Here is a 17202-nt window from a genome sequence, read left to right as displayed (position 1 = left end):
AGGCTGTGCCTACTCCTGATCGAGGAAATCGCGCAGCGTCTGGGACCGTGCCGGATGGCGCAGTTTTGCCATAGTTTTGGATTCTATCTGCCGTATCCTTTCACGGGTAACGCCATAAACGTGCCCGATATCGTCCAGGGTTTTAGGCTGCCCGTCTTCCAATCCGTAACGCATCCTGATAACACCTGCTTCACGCGGGCTCAAAGTCTCCAGTACCTGCTTGAACTGCTCCTGAAGCAGCGAGAAGGCGACGGCCTCGGAGGGGGCTATGGCATCTGTATCTTCGATAAGGTCGCCGAATTCGGAATCGCCGTCTTCACCCAGCGGCGTATGCAGTGAGATCGGTTCACGCCCGTACTTCTGAACCTCCTGCACCTTTTCAACAGGCATGTCAAGTTCACGGGCCAGCTCATCCGGTGTGGGCTCGCGCCCGAGATCCTGAAGCATCTGGCGCTGTACACGGGAAAGTTTATTGATCACTTCCACCATATGGACCGGCACACGGATGGTACGCGCCTGGTCAGCCATTGCGCGTGTGATTGCCTGGCGTATCCACCATGTTGCATAAGTCGAGAACTTGAAGCCTTTCTTCCAGTCGAATTTTTCAACTGCGCGAATAAGGCCGAGATTGCCTTCCTGGATCAGGTCAAGGAAAAGCATCCCCCGCCCTGTGTACCTTTTAGCAAGGGATACCACAAGGCGCAGGTTAGCTTCAAGCAGATGGTCCTTGGCTTTCTTCCCGTCGTTAGCAGCCCATCTGAGCTCGCGCCTGCGTTGGAAAGTCAGGTCTTCAGCAGGAGACGTATCGAGGAGGTGCTGGGCATACAGGCCGGCCTCTATCCTCTCGGAAAGGTCAACTTCCTGCTCAGCGTTCAAAAGGTTGACGCGCCCTATCTGTTTAAGATAGTCCTTGACAGGATCCGATGTTGCACCTGTAGTGAGCACACGCCGTTTGGGGTTGCCTGCTGGAGTAAGACTGTCATCCTCGTCATCGTCTTTTTCGCTGACAACAAAGGCGCCTTCTTCCGTAGGCTGTTTTTCCTCCTGCGGTTCGGCATCTTCATCATCATCTTCAAGCTCTTTGTCTTCCAGGCCCTCTTCCATGCTGTCATCATCCATACTGATGGGATCGCCGTTCTCATCCAGCTCAACTGCGTCATCAATATGGTCCAGGGCATTCGAATTATCTGCCCCCGGGCCTATACCCTCGTTAAGGTCATCTTCGTCCAGCGAACCGGGAAGACCGGCATCTTCATGATCAATGTCAGTGATATCCTCATGCTGCGTATCATCAGGATGCTGTTCAGGCTCATGGGCGGTGCTTTCGGCAGCCTTCTTCCTGCTGACGGGTTTTGCGGCATGCTCTTTTTCTGATTTTTCTGTCCGTGCCTTCGCTTCTGGCTGTTTTGCTGATGTTTTCGCCTTCCGCGCAGATGCCTGCTGCTTTTTTCCTGTTTTCCGGGTTTCCCGGGATTCCGCAGATGGAGCTTTCGAAGGCGCTGCTGTACCATGCTGGGATGCCTTGGCTTTTTTAGCAGCAGCTTCAGTATTTTTAGCTTTAGCTTTAGCTGGCTTTGCAGAAGGCTTTGCTTTTGCCGTACCTGCTGTTTTAGCAGCAGATACCTCTTTTGCAGCAGTTTTCTTTGCTGTTTTTCCTGTTGCTGCATTCCCTTTAGTTTTTGCATTTTCTTTGGCTGTACCCTTTACTTTCGGTTTGTTTTCGGATACAGTTTTAGTTGGAGAAGCAGTCTTTCGGGTAACTGTTGTGCCGGCTGTTTTTCTGGTGACCACGTTTCCTCCTGGATAGGCCCATCGTAAAATAGGCATAGTTCGGGCAAGTGCAACTACTACTTAGTAATGAACCATACCATTCGGACAATTATTCCCGTTTCACTGCCTTTGTGTTTTTCCTGAAGGCTTGTTATTCCTGCTTTCCCTGTACCATGCCGGCATTGCTCCCCACCTGACAGCCTGGTCCATAATAACTGCAAGGTTATAGGAACTGTCATAACCCAGGCATTCCTGCGAATATCCCAATGACATCTCGGGTTCTCCCAGCCACCATGAAACATATGCGAGAACGGCCAGAACCCCTGTCCTGTATTTTTCAGGCAGCAGGGCGGGCCACTGCCCCATCAGCTGTATAAGCCTCATGCCCTGCCGAGTCCTGCGCGGTATCTCGGCGTCATTGAATGCCGGGTCAAGGGCATCGCAGACGAACTGGGCACTGGCAGCCTTATACGGCTCGCAGGCTATCATCACATACTTATCCGGTTCCATACACATGACTGCCGAACAGATCACAGCATCGCGCAAAGCTGCTGTTTCAGCTATGCCAACAATAAAATGCGCGCAATCTTCAGCGGTCAGGGGATCTACGGCATCACGGCTGCTTTCCATGAACTGCGACATCCTTCTGATGGGACCGGCAAACCATTTCTTATCAGCCCATACAAGCCCGCCCATTTTACGGTCGCTTATCAATCCTGTCCGCAACCTGTCAAGCACCTCATGGGAGCATTCCGTATGCAGCATATCCGTAAAGCTGTTCAGCACCGTCTCTGATATTGTTATGGCCACTGTTACCTCCATTGGCATATATGTATGGATCCGTATGATCCAGTGTGGCGGTATGCTGCATTACCTGCAAAGGGATTCCAAGCATGTGGTCGGATGTGGAGAACTCACACCAGTTTTCCCTTTCCCGCTGAAAGGCTTTGTGTTATGTATTTGTGTCATGCATCGCGTACACTGGCAGAGTGAATCCTGCTGCACCTGATACTGCCGTCCTGTTCGATACATCCAGTGATGGCGCTATTGATATACTGAAAAAATCCATAGATACCAGGCTTACAGATTTAGTCTCATCACAGCAGCACAAATACGGCCCTTACAGCTCCCCCCCTTCGTCTGCGCCCGTTGCTGCCCACGATATCTTCCTCAGTGCTGCCGGGAGCCAGGCGGCAGCATCTTCACATGGCGGAAAACGTCTGCGGGCCCTGCTGATGCTGTCCCTGTGCGGATGCCTGGGGCTGCCGGATACCCGCAGGCAGCAGGCATTAGATCTTGCCTGTGCAATTGAGGTTTTCCAGACTGCAGCACTCATCCATGATGATATTATTGATGATTCGGATACAAGGCGAGGATCCCCTTCAGCACATAAGGCCCTGAGCTATGCCCTGGAATCCCGCCGTCCGGGCATTAACAGCGCATCAGCCGGGACAGGCATGGCGATCATGCTGGGGGACATCCTGGCTACAGACAGCGTTGCCATAGCACACCGGTCAGGCCTTGCTTTCAGTAACAGTCAGGAAATAACTGCTGCGTTCCTTGATATGCACCACCGCGTGGAAACAGGGCAGATCATGGACCTGTCAATGGGATCGCTGGATCTTACGGATCCGGACAGTATTGAAACTGGAGCATTAGAAACATACCTGTGGAAAACAGCAAGCTATACGGCTTACGCCCCAATCCAGCTGGCATTCCTGGCCTGCGCGTTTGATGCTGAAATTTCAGCCCGTATGGCGCATACTGTGGGGAAGCCTCTCGGGCTTGCCTTCCAGCTCAACGATGACCTTATTGATGTTACGTCCCGCACCTCGGGCAAGCCCCTCGGCGGGGATATCCTTGAAGGCAAAAGGACTGTTCTCCTGTCGGATGCTTTACGCCTTTCAGATACATCTGACCGCCGCACGCTGATCAATATCTATTCACAAAACCGGCGCAGCCGGGACGATATACCTGCGGTATGTCGGATATTCGAATCAAGCGGGGCTATTGAACGGTCCAGGGAAAGGATATCCCGGCTCTTTACAGAAGCTTCCTCAGCCTTGGAAGACGGGCTTTCAGCGCTGTATATCCCGGACAGCCGCATCAGCGCAGTAGTACATGTTATGGGGCTGTTCGTATAGCCCCTGCATAACTGCTGCCCCGATGATTCTCACGACATTACCGTAATATTGCACATATGACAGGAACTACAGATAGCGCTTCAGGGCGGACAGTCGCCGGCCGCTATACTGTTGTCCGTAAAATCGCCGATGGCGGCATGGCTTCGGTATATGAGGCTGAAGATAACCGTTTAGGGCGGACAGTCGCCCTTAAGATCATGCATGCAGGGCTGGCGCAGTCAGAGCACTCGGAAGAATATACAGAACGGTTCCACCGGGAGGCACGGTCAGCCGCATCTATCTCGAATCCGCATATTGTCCCCGTATATGACACAGGGATGTATGAAGGCAGAAGCTTTCTGGTCATGGAACTTATCCATGGGGTAACCCTGCGCCAGGAAATGAATGTCCGCAAAAATTTCAGCATCCATGATACTATCCGCATCCTTACGCAGGTACTGGACGGCCTTGCGGCAGCTCACCAGTCCCATGTGATCCACCGCGATATCAAACCTGAGAATATTATGATCGCGACCCAGGGTGTTATTAAGATTACAGATTTCGGCCTGGCAAAAGCCACTTCCCAGGCGACCCTTTCCAGTACAGGCATGCTTCTGGGGACAGCGTCATATCTCGCACCGGAGACTATTGAAAGTAATTATTCCAGCACACAGACTGACCTGTACTCCGTAGGGATCATGGGATGGGAAATGGTCACCGGCCACGTCCCTTTCATATCGGGCAACCCTGTAACTGTAGTATTCAGGCATGTCCATGATGATGTCCCGGCCCTTGAGAGTATTGATCCGTCCGTCCCCCATACTTTCAGTGGATTTATAGCTTCCCTTGCAGCGAGGAAGCCGGAGGACAGGCCCGAAGATGCTGCTGAAGCACTGCGCCAGATACGGATACTCTCCCGTTCCCTGTCCCCCGCACAGCTGGCAGTTAAAATCCCGTATTCAGCGGGACCAGGGAACAAGGACGTCCCCTCCAGGACCGGCAAGCTTGGACACCAGATCAGGCAAGCTGCCCTTCCTTCGCATACGGATACCCCTTCAGCAGCATCCAGCAGTACAGCCCGTACAGTCCGGGGATCCCGTAATTCGGGGGATCCGCACTATGCAGCGGATACACGGAAAGAAACGACCTGGCCGGCGCCCGTATCTCCATACACAGCGCATGACAGACGCAGCAGCACGACTGGACGCCTGCCCGCAGCAGACGGGGCAGGCCCATCGTCCGGACCCTCCGGTACTTCGGCAGCACAGGAAACCGTACTGTCCAGGTCCAGGAAAATACCTTCCCGCCTCCGCCGGATACTTATCGGAGCAGGGCTTCTCGCAGCTGCGGCCATTGCTGCAGTTTTGTGGTGGATTTTTGCGGGCCCCGGCAGTTATTACGTACTCCCTGTTGCTGCTGACGGGCAATGCACATCGAACGCCACCACATCAACCCAGTCCTGCACTATCAGAAACAGCGATTTCGCTGCTTACAGATCAGCCCTTGAGTCTTCCGGGATCCCCTATACAGCAAGCTATGCATACAGCGATACAGTCCCCAAGGGGAAAATCATCTCCAGCTCCCCTGATACCGCGGGGACGCATATCAGCAAAAGGGGCGGGCATCTCACCATAGTTGTATCCCGCGGCATCAAAATGATCACAATCCCTTCAGATATCACTGACCCAAAGACTTCAAACGGGAAAAACCCTCTCGCAGCCTTAAAGAAGCTGGGATTCACCAATATCAGCCATGACAGTTCAAAAGACAGCTACTCGCTCACAATCCCCAAGGGGGCTGTCATCAGTATCTCTCCTTCTCCTGGTAAAACCCTCAGGCATAATGCCAGGATAGAGATAGCCCTTTCCCTGGGCAAAAAAGCGGTGGCCATGCCGGATATAGAAGGCCTGAAATGGAATAAAGCCAAAGCAATGCTTGATGAAGCGAAACTGAAAGTAACGATGAAAGAGGAATATTCTTCTACTGTTGGCAAAGGCCATGTTATCTCAGCCTCGCTGAAGGCAGGCGCCCAGATCCACTGGAACGACACTGTTACCGTTGTAGTTTCCAAAGGTCCCGAAACAGTAACTGTCCCTGATGTTACCGGGATGGATTTCACCCGCGCCCGGTCTGTCCTGGAAGATATGGGGTTTACAGTTGTCCAGAAAAATACCCTTGGGATTGGGAAAACAGTAAGCAGCCAGTCGATAGAAGCCGGCAGCAAAGTCACAATAATGGACGGCAGCGGGAAACCCCGGGAAATAGTGCTGACAGTATCACTTTTCTCGTGGTAACAGGCTTATGAAATATCCTTATGGGACAGCCGGGCCCGCAATCAGTTCTGCACGTATCCTACAGTTCCGGTTCGGCTGATGCTTCAGCCTTAGCAGCACTGGCATCCTTCTTTGCCTGGTCTGCAGCCTTCTGGGCGGCTTCAGCAGCCATCTGCTTCTTCACCACCTGCGCATATTCATCGACATATTCCTGGCCGGTGATCTGCTGTATTGCACGCGAGATCTTATCAGCGAAATCGCGCACTTCCTGACGGGTAAGCCCTGTACCTTCCTGATGCTTCGAAGGATATACAGGTTCGCCGTAGATAACTGTGCACGTGCCTTTAGAAGGGATAGTCTGTCCGATTTTCATAATTTTATCTGTGCCGAAAAGACCTGTAGGTATGACAGGGCATCCGGTTTCCAGCGCCAGGCGAGCAGCACCTGTATGCGCCTTATATAATCTCCCGTCCGGGCTTCGGGTGCCCTCGGGATGGATACCGAACAAATGCCCCTGTTCGATAATGTCCCGAGCCGTATTCATAGCACCTTCAGCAGCAGCTCCTCCTGCCCTGTCAACAGGGAAAACACCGACAGAGGTAAACCACCATTTCTTGAACGCCCCTTTGATCCCCTTACCGGTGAAATAATCGCTTTTCCCCATATAATGGACCATTCGCGGTGATGTCAGCGGGATAACGCCGTCATCTATAACAGACAGGTGGTTCGCAGCAATGATCCCTCCGCCCTGGCGGGGGATGTTATCTACACCGAACGCCTTCGGGGAAAAACGATGACGGGCCAATGGCCCTAAAACCTTAACAAAAAACCAGTATAACATCATAGGACCTCTGTATCGCTTGCCCGTCTCGTACTATCGTTATCACCTATTACAGTATAAGTATGACCAGAAACAAACACGATGGCAGTCTGCAGGATCCCGATCCGTCTGACGCATCCTGGGAAGCCTTTGCCCGGGAACATAAAGAGGAGCTGTCCGACATCGCAGGCTCAAAAGATGCCAGGCGATTTGAACGGCATGCCAGAAGGGCAAAGGAAAAGCACAATGAGAAGGGGAAGTTCTCGTACACGGATTTCAAAAATTCAGCTTTCGTATCAGGCGGGCAGCCAGGACCGCGCAGTTTCAGGACGTCCTGGCTGGATGCCGATTCCCTGGATAACCGTTTTACAGCGCCGGAAACAGTGGACAGTTTCTCGGTACAGGCTGCAGGGGGTATTTTTACAGGTGTAGCCTGCATCCTTCTCGGTATTATTGCCGTATTATGCGCAGTATGTTTCCCTCAGCTGTCCCAGCTGCTGGCGATCTGTGCTGCAGTGCTTTTCCTTATTGCCTTGGGTATTTTTGCCGGTATTATACGATCGTCACGGAAAACCCGCCATACTGACAGCCCCGGCAGCGGCAACCCGCCTTTTGCCGATGGAGCACAGATCTGATTATGCCCTTTGCCCCCGGCCGGGCGTAAGCGTATCCTACATCCGGACGGATACAGGCGTTGGAAGGTCAGTGCAGCGCCAGATTAGCCGCACCAATAAGCCCTGCATCCTGGCCGGATGTAGCTGGGGCTATCTCTGCATGGGGCCGGTACGCACTCGCCTGGAGGAAACGGACATACGCATTCCGGGCCGGTTCCAGGAGGATATCACCGACAGCGACAACCCCTCCACCAATCACATAAATATCCGGATCAAGGACAGCTGAAATAGAAGCCATTGTGCGGCCAAGCCACTCCCCAATCTTATTGAAGGCGTACATGCCTATTGCATCGCCTTCGACAGCAGCCTGGGAAACCATTTTCCCCTCAAGCTCATCAATATCCCCATTGCACAGTTCAAGCAGGCGGGAAGCCTCCTGGGGCCGTCGCCGCACAGCAGAACGGGCAAAGTGCTCGAGTGCATTGCCGGAAGTATAGCGTTCCGCGCAGCCGCGCAAACCGCATCCGCAGAAATCACCGTCCGGGACCATAGGTATATGGCCTAATTCAGACCCCATCCCGAATGACCCGCGGTACAGCTGCCCGTTGAGCACGACAGCACCTCCAAGGCCGGTACCCACAGTCAGCGCAACCATATTCGTATGCCCCTGGCCAGCCCCATGGACATATTCGCCCCATCCGGCACAATTGGCATCATTCTCTACGATTACGGGCACCTCATGGCCAATAAGGTCCCCGATATGCGAAGACAGGTCATAATTGATCCACACCGGGATATTCGCCGAAAACGCTATAGTATGCCTGTCTTCCTTAACATTCCCTGCTGCCGATATCCCTATTGCCGCAATATCGTCATACAGTTTTTTCGTCTCACGATACATCTCGGCAATATGCTTATCTATAGCATCAGCCTCTTTCGGCGTCGGGACTGTCCATGAACGGATGATTGCATCATCTTCGTCACATATCCCTACAGCGATCTTGGTACCGCCAATATCAACAGCCATTGTATGCATATCAGTCTTCCTTGCACAACGTCTGGTTACAGATCCCGTTATCTGTAACCAAACATATATCAGTACTTAATCCTGTACCTTACTATACCAGATTAATTATAGTACTGTTTATGATCCAGCTTTTATTTATCCGCCTTCTCATTCTGCCCATGGCACATTTTATACTTGCGCCCTGAGCCGCATGGGCAGGGGGCATTCTTAGGCGTGCCGGGGAACGTCCTGCCGTCAGCCCACGGGGTTTTCAGCTCCTCGCTTTTGGGACGCCGGGACAGGGGGACTTTCTGCTCAGCATGGGATATCGGCGCCATGCCTGTCACCGACCCTTCATAGCTGTGCCTTTCCTTATCGGAAGACGCATCGCCGTCAGAAGGCCGGCCGGATTCTGTCTTGGCGGAACCAGCGCCATTCCCATCCGTATCATCCGTATTAACGTCATCCGGTTCATCTCCGGAAGCTTCAGGCCCGTCATCAGTATTCGAATCAGGGTCTGCAGGGGATGAATACTCAAGCTCCCCATCATCATGCCCGTCCAGCTGGCTGTCCTCTTCATCCGCGTGGGCAACAGCCTCAAGGTCAAGGTTGAAAAGCAGCTGGATCCCCTCTTCCTTGATCGAATCGACCATAGAATTATACATCTGATAGCCTTCACGCTGATACTCGACCAGAGGGTCCCTCTGCCCCATACCGCGCAGGCCGATACCATCTTTAAGGTAGTCCATCTCATACAGATGTTCACGCCATTTGCGGTCCATCGTCGCCAGGACGACGCGGCGTTCAATATCACGCATAGTGTCAGCACCAATAAGGGCTTCCCGCTCCTCATATTCACTATGGACTTTATCGTAGATCAGCTCTGCAAGTTTTCTGCGCGCCTTATCGCCTTTCAGCTGGGCAACTTCGGATTCAATTTCATCAGTATCGAAATCAAGCGGGATAATGCTCTTCAAAGCCTTCCACAGACCCTCGTAATCCCAGCGGTCCACCCTGTCGGTACCCCGTGTGGCGCCATGGATATACGAATTGATGACGGACTTGATAAATTCCTGCACATCTGCAGCAATATCAGCACCCTTCAGCACTTCCATACGTTCTTTATAAACAACAGTACGCTGTTTGTTCATAACATCATCGTATTTCAGCACGTTCTTACGCATTTCGTAGTTCCGGGCTTCAACCGATTTCTGGGCATTGCGGACGCCACGCGATATGCTTTTCTGCTCCAGCGGCTCGCCTTCCGGCATGTTATTGCGCATAACGGCAGCTACAAGCTGGGTATTGAACAGGCGCATCAGATTGTCTTCCAGGGACAGATAGAAGCGCGATTCGCCGGGATCGCCCTGACGCCCGGAACGGCCCCGCAGCTGATTGTCGATCCGCCGGGATTCGTGGCGTTCTGTGCCGAGCACATACAATCCGCCGAGTTCGACTACTTCTTCATGCTCATCCTTGACCTGCTGCCTGATATCTTCAAGTGTAGAGGGCCACAGGCGTTCATATTCCTCCGGAGTATCTTCGGCAGAATAGCCGTGGGATTTCAGTTTCTGGTCAGCAAGGAACTCAACATTCCCGCCCAGCATGATATCAGTACCGCGGCCCGCCATGTTCGTGGCAACAGTCACAGCACCTTTACGGCCTGCAACAGCAACTACTGCAGCCTCCGCTTCGTGATGCTTCGCATTGAGCACTTTATGCGGTATTTTTGCCACATCAAGCAGTGAGGAGACTACTTCAGATGCCTCAACGGATGCCGTTCCCAGCAGTACAGGCTGGCCTTTGGCATACCTGTCGGCCACATCCTTGACGATAGCCACAAGCTTTTCCTTGCGGGTACGGAAAATAAGGTCATCCTTATCTTTACGGATCATGTCCTTATTCGTAGGGATGGGGATAACGCCAAGCTTGTATGTGTTCATGAATTCAGCTGCCTCAGTCTCAGCAGTACCTGTCATGCCCGAAAGCTTGTCATACATACGGAAATAGTTTTGAAGCGTAATAGTTGCAAAAGTCTGGTTTTCCGCCTGGACCTCCACACCCTCTTTAGCTTCAATAGCCTGATGGAGGCCTTCGTTGTAACGGCGCCCGTGAAGCATACGGCCGGTATGCTCGTCAACGATGAGGACTTCCCCACCCTGCACAACATAATCCTTATCGCGCAGGAAAAGTTCCTTAGCCTTGATGGCATTGTTGAGATAGCCGATCAGGGCTGTGTTGCTCGGCTCATAAAGGTTATCAATGCCCAGATAATCCTCAACTTTAGTGATCCCTGAGTCGAGGATACCTACAGTCTTTTTCTTTTCGTCAACCTCATAATCGGTTTCGCGCTCCAGACGCGGAGCAAGACGCGCGAACTGGCGGTACCACCGAGTAACATCGCCCTCAGACGGGCCTGAGATGATCAGCGGCGTACGGGCTTCATCGATAAGGATAGAATCGACTTCATCAACTATTGCATAATGGTGCCCGCGCTGGACGAGTTCATTTTTTTCCCACGCCATATTATCGCGCAGGTAATCAAAACCGAACTCATTATTTGTACCGTAGGTGATGTCTGCATTGTACTGCTTGCGGCGCTCTGCCGGCTGCTGGTCTGTAATGATGCACCCGGTTTCCATCCCCAGGAAACGGTAGATGCGCCCCATAAGCTCAGACTGGTAGCTCGCAAGGTAATCATTCACCGTGACAACATGGACGCCTTTACCCTCCAGGGCGTTGAGATATGCTGGGAGAGTTGCGACCAGTGTTTTCCCTTCACCGGTCTTCATTTCGGCAATATTCCCCCAATGGAGTGCCGCACCGCCCATAAGCTGCACATCAAAGTGGCGCTGCCCAAGGGTACGCTTGGATACTTCGCGTACTGTCGCAAATGCTTCAGGCATGAGATCATCAAGTTTTGCACCGTTATCAAGCTTTTCCTTGAATTTCGCTGTCTGGCTTTTAAGTTCGTCGTCGGTCAGCTCAGAAATCTCATCTTCCAGTGCGTTCGCAGCCTCAGCAACGCCTTTTAGCTTACGGCGCTGCTGCTCCTCGCCCATCCGCAGTGCTCTATCAAGTAATGACACTCCATACTCCTTGTGCATAGTAAGCAAAGCCCGCCATATGGACCAGCAGGCCTGTTCAGACAAACTTTTACTATAGTACCCAATCGTGCTGATATTTACGCAGCAGTACGAAGCAGCCACCGGTACCCGGTGGCTGCAGTATAAATATTATTTTTGAGCTTATTATTGCGCCGCACGCTTACCGTGCTGCATTTTCCGGAGTATCTATTTCAAATACCCCATAGCTCCACCCGTGGCGGTGGTATACCACAGATGGGCGCTTCGTATCAATATTGACAAACAGGAAGAAATCATGCCCGATAAGCTCCATCTGGTTTATTGCTTCATCGATCGTCATTGGCTCGGCAATATGGAGCTTACGGCGGATCGTCACAGGTGTATCCCCTACCTGGACTTCAACAGATTCACCGGGGCCCAGATCCCCCGCCACTGCCTCATCAGTGCTGTTCGTCGGTTCCAATGCCGGCTCCTCCAGCTCCTGCGGGGTAACTGCCGGTTCTTCAGCCATGCCAAGGTCTACAGGGACTTCACTGCTGTAGCCGCGGCGATGGTCCTTGCGCCGGTCACGGGAACGGCGCAGCCGCAGTGTCAGTTTATCAAGGGCCAGGTCAAGCGCACTGTATTCATCGCTGCTGGATGCCTCTGCGCGTACAACCGTCCGTCCGGCGTACACGGTTATTTCTACACGCTTTGCTGTATCTGCCTGGCGTGGATTGCCTTCATGCGTAACTACGATCGTCACACGTTGCGCATCCGGGGCTATTGCAGTTACACGATTCATTTTACTGTCTATAACGTCACGGAACCTCTGCTTTATCTGGATTCGACGTCCGGTCACTACAATTTCCATGCGAACCTCCTAGGTTTGAGCGGTGAACCGCTGTTCATAACGACGGCTTCGTCGTTATTTTTATAATATCGCATTTCCTTAAAATCTTCTGCACCGTGTCGTGATTACCATAACACAGCCACAAAAGATATGTGCTCCCTGTAACGTGTTCACAGCTTTTGCTAATCTGGACGGACTGAGACCTCTTTGTGGTTGCGGTACTGTTTTACAGTACTGAGGAACTTCCGGGCTCCACAGAGCACAATGGCGGATAACGTCCGCCCAGGGCGACCTGAGAGATAGCGCAACAGAAAGCAGACCGCCCCCATACCCCGGTATGGGAGTAAGGGTGAAACGGCGGTGTAAGAGACCACCGGATCTGCGGTAACGCAGACCGCACGGCAAGCCTCATTGGGAGCAAGGCCAAGCAGAAGGCATATGGGCTGCTCGCTCACGTCTTCGGGTAGGCTGCTGGAGCTTAGCGGCAACGTTAAGTCGAGATGGATAACCACACGTATGCTTTGCATAACGACAGAACCCGGGGTATAAGAGGTCTCACTTTCAGCACTCCAGTGCCCGGTTCCCCAGTGACTCAGCCCTTAAACATCTGTATTTTTATTCTTCGTTTTCCAACCCTTCGGAATCTTCACAAAGGATATCAGTATACCTGCGTATAGTATCCGGGTCATGCCCTTTCCTCGCGCATGCCGACCAAAAACGCCGCAGCCTGGTTCTGGTATCCAGCCCGCTGGTTTTTTTCGATACTTTGAGGGCAAGCTCGTATGCGGAATTTTCAAATTTGCCGGCCTCTCGCGCTTCCTCAACAACAGCAGTGATAAGAGGCCCTTCAACCTCTTTTTTACGCAGCTCCTGCCTTGTCCCGTACTCCCCAAGGAACCGAGACAGGCAATACTGCACCATGCTGCGGGCATACTGCCCATCATCAATAAGGCGCGAAGATACAAGCCGCCTTACGACTTTACCGACAGTTTCCTCTTCATAGCCTTTTGCAATAAGACGTGTCCGCAGGGAACCGGAGGATCTTGGCGCAGCATCCAGCAGCCGCAGAGCCGCTTCCTGGCATTTATTTTCCTCATCTGATCTGTATAATGCAGAATCCTTATCCGGCTTAAGATCCATATTCCCCGCAGTGACGCCGGGCAAGCTGCCGGTCACTTGCTGCCTTCAGGCTGCTTGCCATTACCGTCCGCTGTTTTGACCTCAGAAGATGCAGAGGGATCGCCGTCATCGGCAGCAGGGCCAGGGATCACATTATATGCAACTTTTACCTTGCCTTCAATCTCATCTGCAAGTTCAGGATTATCTTTAAGGAACTGGCGGACTTTCTCGCGCCCCTGTCCGAGCTGGTCGCCTTCATATGTAAACCATGAACCGGATTTCTTCACGATCCCGGCGCTAAGCGCCATGTCGATAAGCGAGCCTTCCCTTGATACGCCTTCACCGTAAAGGATATCGAATTCTGCTGATTTGAAAGGGGGTGCCATTTTATTTTTAACGACTTTTATACGTGTCCGGTTCCCTACAGCTTCATCACCATTCTTCAGTGTCTGTATACGGCGGATATCAAGACGGACTGAAGAATAGAATTTAAGGGCCTTGCCGCCTGTTGTCGTTTCAGGGTTGCCAAACATAACACCAATCTTTTCGCGCAGCTGGTTAATAAAAATAGCTGTAGTGTTAGACTGGGACAGGGCACCTGTCATTTTGCGCAGTGCCTGGCTCATCAGGCGTGCCTGGAGACCAACATGGCTGTCCCCCATTTCGCCGTCAATTTCCGCTTTCGGCACCAGGGCTGCTACCGAATCAACAACGATAATGTCAAGCGCGCCCGAGCGGATAAGCATATCGGCTATTTCCAGCGCCTGCTCGCCATTATCAGGCTGGGAGATGATCAGGGAATCGGTATCAACGCCCAGCTTGCGCGCATAATCAGGGTCAAGCGCATGCTCAGCATCTATGAATGCTGCAACACCGCCATTCTTCTGGGCATTGGCGACTGCATGCAGGGCAATAGTCGTTTTACCTGACGATTCGGGGCCGAATATCTCGATGATCCTGCCACGCGGCAAACCGCCTATTCCCAAGGCAAGATCAAGGGCAATGGATCCTGTAGGGATAACTTCTACCTGGTTGACGGGCTTATCCCCCAGGCGCATTGCGGAACCTTTGCCGAAGGCCTTCTCAACTTGTGCGAGAGCAGTATCCAATGCAGCCTGGCGGCGTGCATCCTGGGCGTTCGCAGTATCTTTTGTACGTGGCATCTGTTCTCCTGTTCATGAGTTCGTGCTATCCACTATACCTGTACGGACACAAGTGTATATATCTTTACTCTTATGTGGTCAGATGTGGATAACACGCCCCATATCCATCTTTACTTTTGCTTATCCCATTCTACAATAATGGTCGAACATGTGTTCGAATGCACTGCCGCGAATCAGGGTGCCGGCATAGGAGGCGCGTTATGATCCTTCCCCCATCGGGAGGAATCGGGCACATCCATCTGGTCGCAGAGCACATTCCATACGACACGCGGCTCAATCCCCGCATCAAGCGCTTCATATACTGTCATCGACTGCAGCCGCGCCAGCCTCTGGTCTCTGGCGATACTGCGGCCGTAGACCCTTCCGAATACTTCTTCAAGCAGTTCCCAAAACTCACGTTCACGCATTGACATATGTACTGTTATTAAACAGCTGCAGCCTCATCGGCGATATCTGTGATACCGGGGGCTGCTGCCTTATTTTCGGCAACACGTATCTGGTCAGCTACCATAACAAGCATATCTGAAAGCCGTACCCCGAGTGCTTCAGTGATAGACATAAGCAATTCAGAGCTGGCTTCCTTCTGCCCACGCTCGACCTCTGAAAGATAGCCCAGAGATACCCCCGCTTTTTCACTGATCTCACGAAGCGTTTTATGGTCGCGCGTACGCAAAGACCTCAGTATGCCTCCCTGCACTTTGCGCAGGGATATCTCGCCTTCTGCAGCAGGGTCCTGGATGTTCCCCTGCTTCGTACCGCTATCCTCACGGCTTTCAGAATGTACCCAGCGGCTGTATCTGGAATTCTGTTTTTCATCTATTGCAGCCCTGGCCTGCTTCGCCTTTATGATCTGCTGGCGCGCCAGTTCAACAGCCCTGCGCTGTGCCGGAGTAAGGTTCTTATTCATGGCTTCAGTATGTTCCATTATCACAGGCCTCGCCCGACGGGTCTCAAGATTTGATGTAAGCTGCATAGCCGTTTCTGCCATAGCACATCCTTCCGCGTGTCCAAGTTATGATCTATTGAAAGTGTCAACACCGCCGCACACGATTTATTCCCGGCGCGCCATACAGCACACATCATATACACATCTTGACGTCCGCACCGCCCAGGTACTGTATGTCAGGGCTTTTCCCCCAATACCGCAAGCAGCAGGTCCAGCGCCCCTTCAACACTTTCCCGTCTGACAGTTTCCCTGCCGCCGCTGCACTGCAGCTGCCGCACGCGTACAGGGACCCCCGGGAAAACTGGTTTTGCCGGCACAGTGCAGGCAACATATACCAGCCCCTCCGGCTTCCCCTCACTCGGCCCGGGACCGGCGACCCCTGTAGTAGAAAGGCCGATAACGTTATGCAAATAGTTTTTGTCCGCTGAAGCATACAGATCCCTTACACCGGAAGCCATCTGGCATGCCGTTTCGGAAGCAACAGCCCCCTGTGCCCTCAGAAGCGTGCTGCTGACGCCCAGGATATGATGCTTTTCCTCATTCGTATACGTGACGGCTGACCCCAGGAATACATCTGATGCACCGGGGATACGCACAAAAGAATCTGCGAGCAGCCCGGCAGTCAATGATTCCGCGCAGGCAATAAAAAAGCCTCTGCCGCGGCATATTTCCAGAGCCCGGGCTGCTTTATCATCCCGGGTAACCTGTGCAGTACTTAAAACAGGGAGAATACTGTCTGGAGCGACGCTGTCCATAATTATAAAGCCTATGCTCCTATCTGCCTGTATGCGCGGGCAGCCATAAACATACTATTGCCGGCTGCGCGGACGGAAGACACCGATAACATACATAACGCCTGAGTACAGGCACAGGGCGAGGGCAATAAGCGTAATCACAAGGCCAGTAATGCGGTATGCTTTCGCGGCCGCAGACGGAATGCCCGGCACAAGCCATACCGGTAGAAGGAGCATCCCTATGCCAATGCACTCAGCGACAGTCTTATACTTGCCTGCCCTGTTTGCGGCAATGACTTTCCCACCATTGTCAATAATAAAAAACCTCATTACCGTAATACCGATCTCCCGGATTAGGAAAAGGGCCGTTACCCACCACCACAGTTCACCGAAAGCAGACAGGGTAATGAGGGCAGAACAGATAAGCAGCTTATCAGCAATCGGGTCCATAAGCTTCCCAAGCTCAGTGACCTGATGATACTTGCGGGCAAAATAGCCATCCAGCTTATCTGTACTGGCAGCAACAATAAACAGCACAGCAGCCGTCCACCGTTTGGCATAATCAGACACACCGAGCGATCCTGCCTGGGCAGCAAGGGTGATGAATACTATGACCATAACAATGCGCACATATGTTATAAGGTTCGGCACAGCATTCCAGCCTTTGAGCAATGGCATTTTCCGTGTTGAGCTGCTGTCTTCCATAATTTACCACC

Annotated in this window: 14 protein-coding genes, 1 other RNA gene and 2 pseudogenes; 4 read left to right on the top strand and 13 right to left on the bottom strand. The window is 52.5% G+C overall.

Going from position 1 to position 17202, the window contains the following annotated elements; translation table 11 throughout:
• Positions 1-9 precede the first annotated feature (9 nt).
• Positions 10-1791, bottom strand: coding sequence for an RNA polymerase sigma factor (locus HMPREF9156_RS0102315; protein WP_007147195.1), 1782 nt, complete (start codon positions 1789-1791; stop codon positions 10-12).
• Positions 1792-1890: 99 nt separating this feature from the next.
• Complete coding sequence (locus HMPREF9156_RS0102310; protein ID WP_017147412.1) at positions 1891-2592, bottom strand: DUF4192 family protein; 702 nt, start codon at positions 2590-2592, stop codon at positions 1891-1893.
• 167 nt (positions 2593-2759) lie between these two features.
• Between HMPREF9156_RS0102310 and HMPREF9156_RS0102305 the strand changes: the two genes are divergently transcribed.
• Complete coding sequence (locus HMPREF9156_RS0102305) at positions 2760-3914, top strand: polyprenyl synthetase family protein (protein WP_007147193.1); 1155 nt, start codon at positions 2760-2762, stop codon at positions 3912-3914.
• A 56-nt stretch (positions 3915-3970) separates the two neighbouring features.
• Positions 3971-6187, top strand: a complete 2217-nt coding sequence (locus tag HMPREF9156_RS0102300) for a protein kinase domain-containing protein (RefSeq protein WP_007147192.1) — start codon at positions 3971-3973, stop codon at positions 6185-6187.
• A 58-nt stretch (positions 6188-6245) separates the two neighbouring features.
• On the opposite strand, the gene HMPREF9156_RS0102295 is transcribed toward HMPREF9156_RS0102300, so the two are convergent.
• Positions 6246-7007, bottom strand: coding sequence for a lysophospholipid acyltransferase family protein (locus HMPREF9156_RS0102295; protein ID WP_007147191.1), 762 nt, complete (start codon positions 7005-7007; stop codon positions 6246-6248).
• Between the two features lie 62 nt (positions 7008-7069).
• On the opposite strand from HMPREF9156_RS0102295, the gene HMPREF9156_RS0102290 reads away from it, so the two are divergent.
• The gene (locus HMPREF9156_RS0102290; RefSeq protein ID WP_007147190.1) at positions 7070-7621 is read left to right on the top strand and encodes a 6TM ABC transporter family protein; all 552 of its coding nucleotides are present in this window, start codon (positions 7070-7072) and stop codon (positions 7619-7621) included.
• A 67-nt stretch (positions 7622-7688) separates the two neighbouring features.
• Here HMPREF9156_RS0102290 and HMPREF9156_RS0102285 read toward each other — a convergent pair whose 3' ends face one another.
• From HMPREF9156_RS0102285 to hpf, 4 genes and pseudogenes are all read right to left on the bottom strand, one after another.
• Positions 7689-8636, bottom strand: coding sequence for an ROK family glucokinase (locus HMPREF9156_RS0102285; RefSeq protein WP_007147189.1), 948 nt, complete (start codon positions 8634-8636; stop codon positions 7689-7691).
• Positions 8637-8758: 122 nt separating this feature from the next.
• A pseudogene (locus HMPREF9156_RS07380) lies at positions 8759-8953 on the bottom strand (SEC-C metal-binding domain-containing protein); the annotation flags it as partial.
• 210 nt (positions 8954-9163) lie between these two features.
• Positions 9164-11713: pseudogene (gene secA / locus HMPREF9156_RS0102280) on the bottom strand (preprotein translocase subunit SecA); the annotation flags it as partial.
• Positions 11714-11873: 160 nt separating this feature from the next.
• On the bottom strand, positions 11874-12545 hold the full coding sequence (gene hpf / locus HMPREF9156_RS0102275) for a ribosome hibernation-promoting factor, HPF/YfiA family (protein ID WP_007147187.1): 672 nt from the start codon (positions 12543-12545) through the stop codon (positions 11874-11876).
• Between the two features lie 176 nt (positions 12546-12721).
• Here hpf and rnpB point away from each other — a divergent pair.
• Positions 12722-13086, top strand: an RNA gene (rnpB, locus tag HMPREF9156_RS06995) — RNase P RNA component class A.
• 53 nt (positions 13087-13139) lie between these two features.
• On the opposite strand, the gene HMPREF9156_RS0102270 is transcribed toward rnpB, so the two are convergent.
• The 6 genes from HMPREF9156_RS0102270 to pgsA all read right to left on the bottom strand — a co-directional run bounded on the left by HMPREF9156_RS0102270 (position 13140) and on the right by pgsA (position 17191).
• Complete coding sequence (locus HMPREF9156_RS0102270; protein ID WP_007147186.1) at positions 13140-13700, bottom strand: regulatory protein RecX; 561 nt, start codon at positions 13698-13700, stop codon at positions 13140-13142.
• Positions 13697-14806, bottom strand: coding sequence for a recombinase RecA (recA, locus tag HMPREF9156_RS0102265; protein ID WP_007147185.1), 1110 nt, complete (start codon positions 14804-14806; stop codon positions 13697-13699). Before recA ends, HMPREF9156_RS0102270 begins: the two co-directional genes overlap by 4 nt.
• Positions 14807-14979: 173 nt before the next feature.
• Positions 14980-15213 carry a DUF3046 domain-containing protein gene (locus tag HMPREF9156_RS0102260; protein ID WP_007147184.1) on the bottom strand — a complete coding sequence of 78 codons (234 nt, stop codon included), beginning with the start codon at positions 15211-15213 and terminating at the stop codon, positions 14980-14982.
• 17 nt (positions 15214-15230) lie between these two features.
• Positions 15231-15794, bottom strand: coding sequence for a helix-turn-helix domain-containing protein (locus HMPREF9156_RS0102255; protein ID WP_007147183.1), 564 nt, complete (start codon positions 15792-15794; stop codon positions 15231-15233).
• Between the two features lie 134 nt (positions 15795-15928).
• Positions 15929-16507 carry a CinA family protein gene (locus HMPREF9156_RS0102250; RefSeq protein ID WP_007147182.1) on the bottom strand — a complete coding sequence of 193 codons (579 nt, stop codon included), beginning with the start codon at positions 16505-16507 and terminating at the stop codon, positions 15929-15931.
• A gap of 54 nt (positions 16508-16561) precedes the next feature.
• The gene (gene pgsA, locus HMPREF9156_RS0102245) at positions 16562-17191 is read right to left on the bottom strand and encodes a CDP-diacylglycerol--glycerol-3-phosphate 3-phosphatidyltransferase (RefSeq protein ID WP_007147181.1); all 630 of its coding nucleotides are present in this window, start codon (positions 17189-17191) and stop codon (positions 16562-16564) included.
• Positions 17192-17202 lie beyond the last annotated feature (11 nt).

Source organism: Scardovia wiggsiae F0424 (assembly GCF_000269605.1).
GTDB classification, from domain to species: domain Bacteria; phylum Actinomycetota; class Actinomycetes; order Actinomycetales; family Bifidobacteriaceae; genus Scardovia; species Scardovia wiggsiae.
This window is presented reverse-complemented; position numbering and strand designations above follow the sequence as displayed.